The organism is Aminobacter carboxidus, from assembly GCF_014863355.1.
GTDB classification, from domain to species: domain Bacteria; phylum Pseudomonadota; class Alphaproteobacteria; order Rhizobiales; family Rhizobiaceae; genus Aminobacter; species Aminobacter carboxidus.
Map to the genome: position 1 here is coordinate 246,947 of NZ_JACZEP010000007.1, position 12,585 is coordinate 259,531.

General features: G+C 64.4%; 12 protein-coding genes and 1 pseudogene. 7 read left to right on the plus strand and 6 right to left on the minus strand.

Going from position 1 to position 12,585, the window contains the following annotated elements; genetic code table 11:
• Window positions 1-192: 192 nt before the first annotated feature.
• Entirely contained in the window at window positions 193-744 is a 552-nt protein-coding gene (locus tag IHE39_RS21625; protein WP_192567918.1) for an AAA family ATPase, read from the plus strand.
• A 9-nt stretch (window positions 745-753) separates the two neighbouring features.
• On the opposite strand, the gene IHE39_RS21630 is transcribed toward IHE39_RS21625, so the two are convergent.
• A complete protein-coding gene (locus tag IHE39_RS21630; protein ID WP_192567919.1) occupies window positions 754-1,899 on the minus strand; it encodes a GGDEF domain-containing protein in 1,146 nt (381 codons plus the stop codon).
• A 186-nt stretch (window positions 1,900-2,085) separates the two neighbouring features.
• Complete coding sequence (locus tag IHE39_RS21635) at window positions 2,086-3,294, minus strand: multidrug effflux MFS transporter (RefSeq protein ID WP_192567920.1); 1,209 nt, start codon at window positions 3,292-3,294, stop codon at window positions 2,086-2,088.
• Window positions 3,295-3,464: 170 nt separating this feature from the next.
• On the opposite strand from IHE39_RS21635, the gene IHE39_RS21640 reads away from it, so the two are divergent.
• The 6 genes and pseudogenes from IHE39_RS21640 (at window position 3,465) to IHE39_RS21660 (ending at window position 5,492) form a co-directional block, all read left to right on the plus strand.
• A complete protein-coding gene (locus IHE39_RS21640; protein ID WP_192567921.1) occupies window positions 3,465-4,118 on the plus strand; it encodes a TetR/AcrR family transcriptional regulator in 654 nt (217 codons plus the stop codon).
• Window positions 4,119-4,270: 152 nt separating this feature from the next.
• Entirely contained in the window at window positions 4,271-4,810 is a 540-nt protein-coding gene (locus tag IHE39_RS21645) for an SspB family protein (RefSeq protein ID WP_192567922.1), read from the plus strand.
• 16 nt (window positions 4,811-4,826) lie between these two features.
• Window positions 4,827-5,024, plus strand: a complete 198-nt coding sequence (locus IHE39_RS21650) for a DUF4169 family protein (protein WP_184767167.1) — start codon at window positions 4,827-4,829, stop codon at window positions 5,022-5,024.
• A complete protein-coding gene (locus IHE39_RS21655) occupies window positions 5,021-5,254 on the plus strand; it encodes a ribbon-helix-helix domain-containing protein (RefSeq protein ID WP_184767166.1) in 234 nt (77 codons plus the stop codon). Before IHE39_RS21650 ends, IHE39_RS21655 begins: the two co-directional genes overlap by 4 nt.
• A gap of 32 nt (window positions 5,255-5,286) precedes the next feature.
• Window positions 5,287-5,370 (plus strand): annotated as a pseudogene (locus IHE39_RS31275) (BrnT family toxin); the annotation flags it as partial.
• A gap of 23 nt (window positions 5,371-5,393) precedes the next feature.
• Window positions 5,394-5,492: a BrnA antitoxin family protein gene (locus tag IHE39_RS21660; RefSeq protein ID WP_434781330.1), complete on the plus strand. Its 99-nt coding sequence runs from the start codon at window positions 5,394-5,396 to the stop codon at window positions 5,490-5,492.
• Window positions 5,493-5,549: 57 nt separating this feature from the next.
• Here the strand turns inward: IHE39_RS21660 and IHE39_RS21665 are convergent, their stop codons facing one another.
• The 4 genes from IHE39_RS21665 to IHE39_RS21680 form a co-directional block, all read right to left on the minus strand.
• On the minus strand, window positions 5,550-9,485 hold the full coding sequence (locus IHE39_RS21665) for an AsmA family protein (RefSeq protein ID WP_192567923.1): 3,936 nt from the start codon (window positions 9,483-9,485) through the stop codon (window positions 5,550-5,552).
• 285 nt (window positions 9,486-9,770) lie between these two features.
• Window positions 9,771-10,295, minus strand: a complete 525-nt coding sequence (locus IHE39_RS21670; RefSeq protein ID WP_184767164.1) for a hypothetical protein — start codon at window positions 10,293-10,295, stop codon at window positions 9,771-9,773.
• 87 nt (window positions 10,296-10,382) lie between these two features.
• A complete protein-coding gene (locus IHE39_RS21675; RefSeq protein ID WP_192567924.1) occupies window positions 10,383-10,835 on the minus strand; it encodes a GNAT family N-acetyltransferase in 453 nt (150 codons plus the stop codon).
• Window positions 10,836-11,110: 275 nt separating this feature from the next.
• A complete protein-coding gene (locus IHE39_RS21680) occupies window positions 11,111-12,526 on the minus strand; it encodes an FAD-binding oxidoreductase (RefSeq protein WP_192567925.1) in 1,416 nt (471 codons plus the stop codon).
• Between the last annotated feature and the right edge of the window lie 59 nt (window positions 12,527-12,585).

The window sequence follows — 12,585 nt, forward strand, 5'->3', positions numbered from 1 at the left end:
TCCCACATTTCCCCTTCCCACATTTCCCCCTCCCACATTGTCGCCGCCGGCCTCGCCTTGTCACGCCGGTTTGCCGTTGCCCCGGCTTTTGCCTGGAATGTCGTACGTCCTAACCGACTCGGCGCCCAGATCATTGCACCTGGGCATCGACGGTCTACCCATGGCCGGCTCCGTTTCGTCAGGAGACCTTACGTGCCTCATGATTCCAACCGCTTCTTCGTGCTCACCGGCGGCCCCGGCTCGGGCAAGACAACATTGATCGAAAGCCTCGCGGCCGATGGCTTTGCCACCTCGGTCGAAGCCGGCCGCGGCATCATCAGGGATCAGATGGCGATATCGGGCACCGCCCTGCCCTGGCACGACCGCGCGCTGTTTGCCGAACTCATGCTGTCGTGGGCGATACGCTCGCACGCCATCGCCGCAACGACATCCGGCCCCGTCTTCTTCGACCGGGGCGTCCCCGACGTCATCGGCTATCTCAGGCTGGTCAGCCTGCCGGTGCCGGCGCATGTCGAGAAGGCGGCCGAAGAATTTCGCTACAACCGCAAGGTGTTCATACTGCCGCACTGGCCCGAGATTTTCACCCAGGACAGCGAGCGCAAGCAGGACGAAGACGAGGCGCGGCGCACCTACGCCAGCATGGCCGAAACCTACGCCGCCTGTGGCTACGATCTCGTCGAGGTGCCCAAGACATCTGTCGCCGAGCGCCTCGCCTTCCTGCTCGACACCGCCACCACGACCTGAGCCGGCGAATCAGGCGGCGTTCGGCAGTTGCAGCCCTTCGGCGAAGGTGCGGTTGCGGCCGGCCCGCTTGGCTGCGTAGAGGATCTTGTCGGCGCGGCCGATGGCGTCCCAGAGCCCTTCGCCGCCGTGGAACTCGGCAATGCCGAAGCTGCAGGTGACGGCGAAGTCCGCCGGCAGGCCGGCAAAGCGCGTGTCGGCAATCATCCGGCGCAGCCGTTCGGCCAGCGTGAACGCGTCGCCCACCGGCGCGTCCTTCATCACGATGACGAATTCCTCGCCGCCAGTACGCGCCGCGACATCGCCGGCCCGCATCTGTGCCTTGACGATCCGGGCAAAGGTCTGCAGCACGGCATCGCCGGCGGCGTGGCCGAAGCGGTCATTGATGCTCTTGAAGCTGTCGATGTCGCAGGCAACGATGCTGAGCGGCCGGCGGCGACCGAGCGCCAGCAGCCGTGGCGCCCTGCCCTGCAGGCCACGGCGATTGAGCAGCCCGGTCAATGGGTCGCTGTCGCGCTCGGCCTTCAGCGCCAAAATGACATCGGCACTGGCGACGACCAGCAGGCCGAGCCCCATCGCGACGCCAAGCACCGACATGGTGAGCTGTGCCCAGATCCAGAAGTCCGACTGGAAGAACTCCGGAATGTTGTCCTTCGGAACCGAGCTGCCGGTCAAAAGCGTGCGCGCGATGAACGTCGCAGCCAGGCCAAACAGCAGCCAAAGCACCGCCCGGTCGAGGACACCGCCACGCATCTGCTGCCTGATCTTCCACACCCCGCTCAAGAAGATGAAGGCCATGCCGAGATTGAGCACATAGACCCGCACCTGCAGGTCGTTCTCGACATAGTAGAAACACAGCAAGGTGCCGACGATGGCCGCGAACCATGCCGCGTGCTCGCCACGCGGCATTGATCTGCCGGAGCGCGCAAGCACGCCCTCGACCAGCAGCAGCGGCCCGGCGGAATAAAGCGTCGAGGTCATGATGGTGTTGTAGCCGATGTCAGACGGCCACAGTGCGAACTGCATGAAGGTGGCAACGCCAAAGGCCAGGAACGACAGCGCAAAGAGCAGTAACTGCCGGCGCTGGCGTTCGATCAGCCAGATGCAGAAAAACGTCACTGCAAAAAGCAGCAGCAAGGCGGAAGGGATGAACTGCAATCTATTCGCTGGCCTCGGGCGTCGCCGCTCTACTTCAGGTGGTCTTGGGGGAGACTTACCGGCCCATAGGTAAACAAGCCGATATCAAGACAACGCCAAGCAGGCGAAGCATTGCGCGCGGGGTACTCACGATGGCGTGAACACGCAATGAATCGGAGCCGGACAGATGCCCGGCCCCGCCCGATTTCATTCCGCGGGCGCTTCGACGGCCACTTCACGCTTGCGGCCGAGCGTTACCTGCGCCAACACGAAGGCGATGACGGCGGAGATGGTGATGCCGAAGACCATCGGCAGCGGCGTTCCGTCGAAGAACAGGCCGGCCACGGCCATGGCGACAGCGCCGGTGGCAAAGTGCAGCGTGCCCATCAGCGCAGATGCCGTGCCGGCAATTTCGCCATGCTCTTCCATCGCCAGCACCGAGGTCGTGGGGATGACCAGGCCGAGGAAACCGTAGCCGATGAACAGCAGCACGGCGAGCACGTCGAGGCGGTCGACGCCGGAGGCGAACACGGCAAGCAGTATGACCATCATCGTGGCGTAACCGACCACCGCCACCCGCACCACGCGCTGGAGCCCGAAGCGCTCGGTCAGCAATCCGGTCAGCTGCGACATGCCGATGAAGGCGACCGCATTGATCGAGAAGAACACGCTGTAGACCGACGGCGACAGGCCGTAGTGGTCGATCAGGATGAACGACGAGTTGGCGAGATAGACGAAGAAGCTGGCAATGCCGAAGCCGCCGATGAAGGTCAGGCCGAGGAAATTGCGGTCGCCGAGCAGGAAGCGGTAGCCGCTGAGCGCGCTGCCCACCGAACTTTCGGCGCGATGTTCCAGCGGCCGTGTCTCCTTGAGCGACGTCGACAACAGCACGATGGCAAGCACTGCGGCTGCGGTGACGACCCAGAACACGGCGCGCCAGCCAAAGCCTTCGATGACAAGCGAACCGGTCAGCGGTGCAAGGATCGGCGACACCGAAAACACCAGCATCAGGAGCGACATCAACCGCGCTGCTTCGGTACCGGTATGCAGGTCGCGCACGATGGCGCGCGGCACCACCATGCCGGCCGAGGCACCGAGGCCCTGCACGACGCGGAAGAAGATCAGCCATTCGATGTTGGGCGCAAGGGCAGCACCCACGCCGCCGATGGCAAACAGCACCAGGCCGATATAGAGCGGCGCCTTGCGGCCGATCATGTCGGAGATCGGGCCGACGACGATCTGCGCAAGTCCCATCGCCAGGAAGAAGACGAGCAGGCTCATCTGCACGGCAGCGGTGCCGGCATTAAGGTCGGCGCCGATCGTCGGCAGCGCGGGAAGATACATGTCGATGGCAAACGGACCGATGGCCGACAAAAGGCCGAGCACGACCGCTACGCGGAAGAATTGGGGTGTCATGGCTTTGATTCTTTCGGATCTGGTTTCCGCCATGAAAACACGGCGACGTGTAATCCAAGGACGTTTGGCAACCCGAGATTCCGACTCCTCCCGAACCAGCACCTCAATGTTGCGTCAATATTTTTAGACAGACTTGTCCAAATCGTCAATCACCTGTATATAAAAATTCCATGACACCTGCCATCGCTCCTGACATTGCGGTTGCCCGCAGCCACACCGCCAAGCGCCTCTCGGTCCTCGATGCCGCGGCCCGCGTCTTCTGTCGCGAAGGCTTCACCGGTGCCAACATCGACCTCATCGCCGCCGAGGCCGGCGTGTCGCGTCAGACCGTCTACAATCACCATGGCGATAAGGAGAACCTGCTGGTCGCGGTAGTCCGGGAAATCACCGAACGCATCAACGCAGGCGTGTTTGAAACGCTGGCCACCTTCCCCGACAAGCCGGTCGACCTCGAGTTGGAACTGATCGAATTTGCCGTGCGGCTCAACCAGAACTGCATGTGCAACCGCGACGGCAAGTTCCTGCGCAAGCTGTTGCAGACCGAAGGCGAGCGCTATCCCGATCTGTTTGCCGGCTGGCGCGAACATGGCCCGGCCAAGACCTGGGCAGCCCTTGCCGCGCGATTCGCCCGCCTCGCCCTTTCCGGCTGGCTCGACCTCGACGATCCCGACGTCGCCGCGCGCCAGTTCCTGGCCCTGGTCAATGCCGATCTGCAGATGGCGCTGATCTTCGGCGACACCGTCTCAGAAGAGCAGCTGCGCACCGCGACAACCAACGCCGTGCGCTGCTTTCTGCGCGCCTACGGCAAGCCACGCCCAGTCTGATTTAAGACTGGATGGATGTCGGTTTCGGCCGTCATCTTTCAGCCGCGTGCCGGTTGGAATCCCAATCCTCAAATACGGCGTTATATCCGGTTTACGCCGGCCTCAAGCTTGATTACAGGTAGGGGACGATTCAATCGGACCCGCATCTACATATGGCCGAAGACCAGATCCGCTACGACATTCTCGCCCAGGAGGCACTGCGTGGCGTCATGCGCAAGGTCCTGGCGGAAGTCGCGCGCACAGGCCTGCCGGGCAACCACCATTTCTTCATCACCTTCATGACCGGCGCGCCGGGCGTGCGCATCTCCTCGCGTCTGCATGAGCGCTACCCCGAGCAGATGACGATCGTCATCCAGTTCCAGTATTGGGACCTCAAGGTCACCGATACCGGCTTCGAAGTTGGCCTGTCCTTCTCCGACGTTCCGGAAAAGCTCGAAATCCCCTTCTCCGCCGTGCGCGGCTTCTACGATCCTTCGGTCAACTTCGAACTCGAATTCGAGGTCAAGGCCGAGGCTGCCACGGCCCCCGAAGAGGTGGCTGCCAAGCCTGAGCCGATCGCTGTGGTCAAGCCGGCCGAGCGCAAGCCCGCACCGAAGAAGAAGGCCGGCACTGCCGAAAAGGAAGCCGTCGAAGAGCCGGCCCACGGCAAGGGCGCCGACGTCGTCTCGCTCGACGCCTTCCGCAAGAAGTAGCCCCGGGCGAGGTCGCATGGCCGACATCGTCAATCTCCGCCAGTTCAAGAAGCTAAAGGCGCGGACCGAGCGCGAAACGCTTGCCGAGCAGAATCGCACCTTGCACGGCCGCACCAAGGCAGAGAAGCAGCGCGACCAGCTGACCTCCGAGCGCGCCGACAAATTCGTCGACGGCCACCGCCGCGAGCGTGACCCCGAGAAATCCGACCGGTGAGCCTCGTCGAAAAGCGCTCGGTGACGATCCGCGGCCACCGCACCAGCTATTCGCTCGAAAAACCGTTTTACGACGACCTCGTCGCCATATCGGCGGCGCGCGACATGACGCTGGCTGCCCTCGTCGCCGAAGTCGACGCCCAGCGTCCGCGCGAGGCCAACCTGTCCTCGGCACTCCGGCTATTCGTGCTGGAGCAGGCCAAGCTCGCGGCCTCAGTCAACCCTCTCTGAAGCCGCCCCGCACCCGTTGCCGTAATGCACTAATGAAGATCGTCTGGGACGAACCAAAGCGGCTGGCCAACCTTGCAAAGCACGGCTTCGACTTTGCCTCGCTTGATGATGACTTTTGAGGCAGTACCCGGCGAAATCCGTGCCCAAGCAGGTCGTCTCCATCCGCCTCGATCCCGACGTGATCGCCAAATTCAAGGCCACCGGCAAGGCTGGCAGGGCCGCATCAATAACATTTTGAAGAAGGCCAAGCTCGGCTGAGACTGCGCGGCAAGCGTCGCGGCCTGAGAATCTTCACCTACTGGCTCTGCAGCGACTTGAAGAAATCGTCGAGGCTGAGCGGCTCGATCTTCTTTTTCACCGGCGTTTCCGGGGTAACCGGATCCGGATCAGCCGGGCTCGCCTGACCCGGCACGGCCATCGGCCGGGCATCTGGCAACGGTGCGCGTTCGATCTCGGACACCGGTGCGGGCTTTGCCGCTTCTGCTTCGCGTCGCGCCTTTTCGGCAGCGGCCAGCCGCGCCTTCTCCGCGTCGAGCGTAGCATTCTGTTCGGCTTCAAGCCGTGCCTTTTCTTCCGCTTGCCGGGCCTTCTCGGCCTCCCGAAGCGCAAGTTCCCTGGCCGCGTCGGCCTGGGCTTTTGCCGCGGCCTCGGCGGCGCGCCGCTCCTCCTCGGCCTTCAGCCGCTCTGCCTCGGCTTTCGCCTTGGCCTCTTCCTCGGCCCTTATCCGTGCCTCCTCGGCGATGCGCTCGCGCTCAGCCTGAACTGCCGCGAAATAGCGCGCCTCGCGGCGCAGACGCTGCTTTTCCAGCAGGACAGCCTGCATCGCCTCGACGCGCGCCTGTTCCTTTTCCAGCGCGCGCTGGGTCAGGAACTGCGCCATCGGCGCGCTGTCGAACAGCTTGACCGTCGCCCCCGGCTCGCCATCGATCTGGAAGTTCATCGCCGGCTCCGAGCCGACAAGTTCTTCCTTGCCGGGCGCATAGGTGATTGAACCATGGGCCGAGACGACACCGTCATTGAGGTCGGCGCGCAGATCGGCATTCAGCATCGCCGCCGGGTTCTTGAGCGTCAGCGGCGGCGCCCGCAGGATGCCTCCGGCAAGGGTGAAGGCGATGTCCGCCTTCCCGGCGGTGAAGCTGCCTTCGCCGGCAAGAGCGGGCGCGAATTCGGCGACGCGCGCCGCGTTGATGTCGCGGCCGAGCGCGTCGGCCTTGGCGATCAGCGGCGCAAAGGCGTCGGGATTGAAACCGGACAAGACAAGCCCGTCGATATCGGCCGTGCCGGAACCGGACAGCGAGGCGACGAGCCCCTCGACCGATTTGCCGCTGCCCGACAAGGTCGCGGAGAAATTGCCCTTGCCGCCGATCTCGCCCCCCGCCGGAATTGCTGCCACATCGGCACCGTCGAGTTTCAGCTGGCCTGAAATGAAGGCCGTGCCATCATTGTTCTTGAGTTCGATGAGGCCGCCAAGGTCGCCACCGAACAGCTTGGCCCTGATGTTGGAAAGCCTGAGCGCCTGGCTGTCGACCTGCAACGCCAGCACCGCGTCATGGGCGGTTGCCAGCGGTTCGGCCAAAAGCGTGCCGGTGATGATTTCGAGGTCGGCGCTGAACGGCGCCACCGGCTTCGGCGCAAAGGCCGACGTCGGCCATGCCCCGTTTTCACTTTCCAGGGCCGCCGCACCGAGGGTCATTTCCGCAAACGGCCTGAGGTCCAGCTCGTCGAGCGTCAGCGAACCGCTGAGATGCGGCATCCCCTCGTTGAGCTCGGCCTTGAGGTTGCCGACCACCGCGCCTTGGTTGACGGTGCCGTCGAGCCTGTCGAGCATCAGGATGCCGCCTCCCAGGCTGGCATCGGCGGCGAGCTCCACTTGCGTGCCGGTTCCCATGCCCGGCAAGGTCACGCCCGAGGTCATCAGCCACGGTTCGAGGTCGGTCGCCTGCAGCGTCGCCCGGCCCTTCAGGTTGGCAATGCCGTCGCGCACGGCCGCCATGCCGGTAAACCCGGCCGAGGCGTCGTCGCCCTTGAGGCTCGCGGTCACGTCGAGGCCATTCTGCACGGCACCTTTGGCCGTCAGCGCCAGTTCGCCCGGCCCGGTCATGCCAAGCGGCAGCACCGGCAGGCCGGCCAGTGCCAGCAGGCTGGTTGCATCCTCGTTGCGGGCGGAAAATTCGAGCTTCATCTGTGAGCTTGCAAGCGCGCTTGGCATTACTTGCGCCGACAGCGTCGCCAGCAGATCGGACCCGCCGGCTTCGCCCTGCCCGCTAAGCGCTATTCCCGTCGTCTTGTCGCCATTGTCGACGGCACTGGCGACGAAGTCGATCCGCGCATCGGCCAACAGTCCGGGATAGGCTGCGGCGCGTGCAGCCAAGCCGCCCAGCAACTTGTTTTCAGGCGCCTGCTTGGCCGCCAGCGCGACCAGCGGCGCGAGGTCGACCGCCACCACCGAGGCGTCGAGATTGCCGGTGGGCGCCTTGGGAAAATCTTTGATCCGCCCGATGGCGCTCAGCGACGCGCCGGCCAGTCCGCCAACCGACAGTTTGTCGATCTCCAGAACGCCATCGCGCAGCCTGAGCGCGGTGTCGACGGTTTCGGCGCTGAGACCGGCAAAATTCACCGGTCCGGCCTTCACCGCAAGGTCGAGGTCGGCATCGCTGAACCGGTTGGCACCCTGGTCGGTGACGAACAGCGAGGCAAAGGCGCGCAACCCGTCGAGGTCGAGTTCACCGCCATCGAGCTTCATCGTCATCGATGACCTGGCGTCATCGGGCAGCATGCTGTCCAGTCCGCCGGTGAACCTCGCCTTGCCAAGGATAAGTTCGACGTCGTCGAATGTCTGCTGTTCGCGCGTCAGCGCCACCTTGGCCTTGAACCCCGCCGCCGGCAGCTTGCGCACCGCCTCGTCGACATCCTTGGCCACCCAGGCGGCGAAACCAGACGGCTGGCCCACCGCCAGCAGCATCTGCCCGTCGAAGCCGAGTGTGCCTTCGGTGCGCAGGAACCCGTCGGCCTCAAGCCGCGTGCGGCCTGGCAAGGTCGCTGCCAGCGACTTGAGCTTCCATCCCCCCTCACCGGGCTCGGCCGACATCTTGACGTCGCGCACCGTGGTGTCGCCGGCAACGACGGCCGGCAGGTCGACATCGACGGTGCCGGGGATCGTCGGCCGCGGCAGGTCGACGAGCACCTTTTCAAGCGCCGTCAGGCGCTCGGAAACCGAAAAGCCGATGCCCGCCTGATCACCGCCCACCGCCTCGTCGAAACGCACCTGGGCGCCATTGGCCGTGACGGCGAAATGTGGGTCGGCGCCGAGATTGACCTCCGCCGTACCTTCGGCGGTATAGGGATCCTCGAGCGGCCCGCTTTCGAAGCGGAATTCCTCGACGCCCAGCCTGGCATGGTCGAGCGCGAACTTGCCTTTCACCCGGAAGCCGGGTTCGACGGGTTTGGCCGGCGCCTTGGTGTTGTCGCCGTCGGCTGTAGCCACCGGCTCAGCCTGCGCCTCGATGACGCTGAAGCCGCCCGAATAGAGCGCCCTGCCCTTGTCCATTGAGGCATTGCCGTCACCTTCAATGACGACGCCGTAGCGATCGGGCGTGGCGCGCACCCTGAGCCGCATCTGGCCGGCCGGATCGACGGACCCGGTCGCCACCGACAGCTGGGTCTTCAGGCCGTCGATACGCAGCGAGCCGTCGACGCGCCACGGACCGGCGAGCGATTTGGCCGAGATGGAGGTGTTGATCTCCGAGAGCAGATGGTCACGCCCGCTCGCCGCGCGGCGAAGCCGCACCTGTCCTTCGGTGATGGTCAGCTTTTCAATCGAGATCTGCTTGGCGTCGAACGGTGCCGACGGGCGGATCGCCCAGTCGACAACGCCGTCGGCAGCGACGTCGATGATCGCCTTCGGTCGCACCAGCCGCATGTCATAGATCAGGAACTCGCCGCTCAGCAGCGGCGCCAGTTCGGCGTCCATCGAAAACGTCTCGACGGTCATCGCATCGTTGCCGCCGGCTCCACCGCCGACGGTCACGTCCGAGAAGGTCACCGACGGAAACGGCAGGATGCGCGCGACCACCTCGCCCTGCACCACCACCTTGCGGCCAAGTATGGCGCTTGCCTCGCGCTCGAACTCGGCCTTGTAACCGGACCAGTCGACAAAATACGGCCCCACCAGCGCCGCACACAGCGCCAGTACCAACAGTCCACCGAATATGACAAACAGGCGAGCGAGCATTGCCTCCGGGCAAATCTTTCATGCGTCCCAAGCGACTAAGCGCAGGAGCGTGGTCATTTGGTGGCATGTTGGGCTGTGCGCTGCAGCACGTCAACGCCGCACGGACCCTATCCCGTGAAAAGCGCCTAGCAGTGGCGTTGACCAGAGACTGCTTGATAACTCGCCCTGCCAAGTCATATGGCGTGGTTTTCGAGAACCGGAGCGGAGCGGACATTCTAGTCCGTGAGCACCGGAAGCGGAGAAAACCGCGTCAGATGGCCGGCAGGGTAGAGTTAGCAACAGTCTCTATCTTGCGTCGCGCTTGGCTTGGGATACGGCCGCCGCCTTGCGCAGGCGCCCGCGCTCCATCGGCCTGACCAGGCTCCTGGCCTTGGCGTTCTCCATCGCGCGCATGCCGAGATGCGCCTGCCGCGTGTTGAAATCGGCGCCGCGCGCCGGCTTCTTTTCCTTGCTCAGCGCCAAGGCGTGGCGCGCGTTCTCGACAAGGTCGATGCGCGCCGCCAGTTGGCGTCGCCGCTCGTGCTCTCCGTTCAGCCTGCGCATGCTCATCGCCAGCACGCCGAGTTTTGCCTTGGTGCCGTGATCCTTGGTCGCCGGCTGCGCGCCCTTGGCGGCTGCCTTGCCGCGCATCTCGCGGCGCTTGCGATTGGCTTCGCCTTGCGCGCGATCGCGCCGTTCGCGCACCGCCTTCAACAGGTCGCGCAGTTCGACATCTGAAAGCTCCTGCACCACCGGATGGTGCGAATTCTGCACCAGCTTCCACTCGTCTTCGTTGAGGGCTCGTTCTTCCTGCTTCCTGGAAACCGCCATTTTCTGGTCCTCGCCTGTCACAGTCCGGTTGCCCAAAACCTGGGCAACCGGACTGTCCGCCCGAACTAGGGTGGGGTCAAGCCGAGCTTATGCCTGATACCGCATCCGGATCACTTCCTGGCGCCGGCCCTCGTCATCCTCGTCGCGCCTGAGCGTTTCGATGAACCCCAGCCGCCGGTAGAAGCCGACTGCCAGTTCGTTCTCGGCATAGACGTCGAGTTCGAGGACGCCCTTCAGCGCCAAGGCATGCAGCACCAGCGCCTTGCCGAAGCCCTGACCATGTGCTGCCGGGTCAACGAACAGGCCGCCGATGAAGTCGTCGATCAGGCCGATGAAGCCGGCCGGCTCGCCGTCGAGCTCGACCACCCAGTTTTCCGCCTGCGGCAGGTAGATGTCGCGAACCCTGGCCTGCTGGTCGAGCAACTCGGCTTCCGACATGAAGGGATGGCCGATGCGCGAAGCCTCGAGCCAGACCTGTGCGAGCCGATCGCGATCGGCGGCGCAATAGGCGCGGATGGCCGCGCCGTGAATGTGTGTCATGGAATTTATCCTGGGAATGTGCGTATCAGAGAAAGGCGCGCAAGCGCCCGCTCGGAGCGCCGCGTGTCCGAACGGACGCGCAAAGGACGCTCTGCAGCCAAAATCGATGCATCGCGCTTTCCAAAAATCGGTTCCGATTTTCGGGCCGATGCATTGCCTTTCGGCTGTCGTCGGCTCGGGGCCGACGCTTCAGCGACGGAAGTCTCTGCGCATAAAATCCCTTGTTGGACGGCGCCGAACTATCAGCACCGCCCCCGGTCGTCAACGCCACAAGGCTACTCTGCCAGTGGCAGGATCTTGCCCGGGTTGAGGATATTGTGCGGGTCGAGCGCGGTCTTGATCGCCCTCATCACCGCAACGCCATGGCCGTGCTCGCGCTCCATCAGACCCATCTTGCCCTGGCCGATGCCGTGCTCGCCGGTCGAGGTACCGTCCATGGCGATCGCCCGCTCCGCCAGCCTTTTGACGAATTCCTCGGCACGACCGATGTCGGCGGGATCGTTCGGATCCATCAGCACCAGCGTGTGGAAATTGCCATCCCCGACATGGCCGACGATCGGTGCGATCAGCCCCAGCCGCTCAATGTCGGCCTCAGTCTCGGCGATGCACTCGGCAAGCCTGGAGATCGGCACGCAGGCGTCGGTCGACAGAGCCCGTGCGCCCGGCCTGAGCGTCTGCGACGCCCAATAGGCATCGTGCCGCGCCTTCCACAGCTTGGCTCGCTCCTCCGCCACCTTGGTCCACAGGAACGGCCCGCCGCCATATTCGGCCGCGATCTCGCCGAAACTCTCGGCCTGCTCGGCGACGCTGGCGTCCGAACCATGAAATTCGAGAAACAGGCATGGGCTTTCGGGGTAGTCGAGCTTGGAATAGATCTTCATCGCCCGCATCTGCAGCGCGTTGACCAGCTCGATCCGCGCCACTGGAATGCCCATCTGGATCGTCGTGATGACCGCCTGGCAGGCCGCCTCGACGCTCGGGAACGGGCAGACCCCGCCCGAAATCGCCTGCGGGATGCCCTGCAGCTTGAGCGTCACTTCGGTGATGATGCCGAGCGTGCCCTCAGAGCCGACCAAAAGCCTGGTCAAATCGTAGCCGGCCGAACTTTTGCGCGCCCGGTGCGAGGTTACGACCTCGCTGCCGTCGGCCATCACGGCGCGAAGCGACAGCACGTTCTCGCGCATCGTGCCGTAGCGCACCGCATTGGTGCCGGAAGCGCGTGTCGCCGCCATGCCACCCAGGCTGGCATTCGCCCCGGGATCGATCGGGAAGAACAGTCCGGTGTCGCGCAGATAGCTGTTCAGTGCCTCGCGCGTCACGCCCGCCTGAACCGTGCAGTCGAGGTCGTCGGCATTGACCGAAATCACCTTGTCCATGCGCGAGGTATCGACCGAAATGCCGCCCGCCGGCGCATTCACATGACCTTCCAGTGAGGTGCCGGTGCCGAAAGCGATGACCGGCACGCGATGCTCAGTGCAGACCCGCACCACGTCCTGCACGTCAACAGTGCTTTCGGCGAACACCACGCCATCAGGCGCCTGGTTGGGCAGGTAAGTCGTCGTGTGGCCGTGCTGCTCGCGGATCGCCTGGCCGGTCTGGAAGCGCTCGCCGAACTGCTGCTTGAGGATGCCCAGCGCAGCCGCGATCCCCTCCTCGTTCCGCGCCATCGCCTTCAGGTCGCTCAGAGCCATGTTTTCCTCCGCGTTTGGAACAGCCTGCCGCCTTGCCGGCACCTTATGCTGCGGTAATC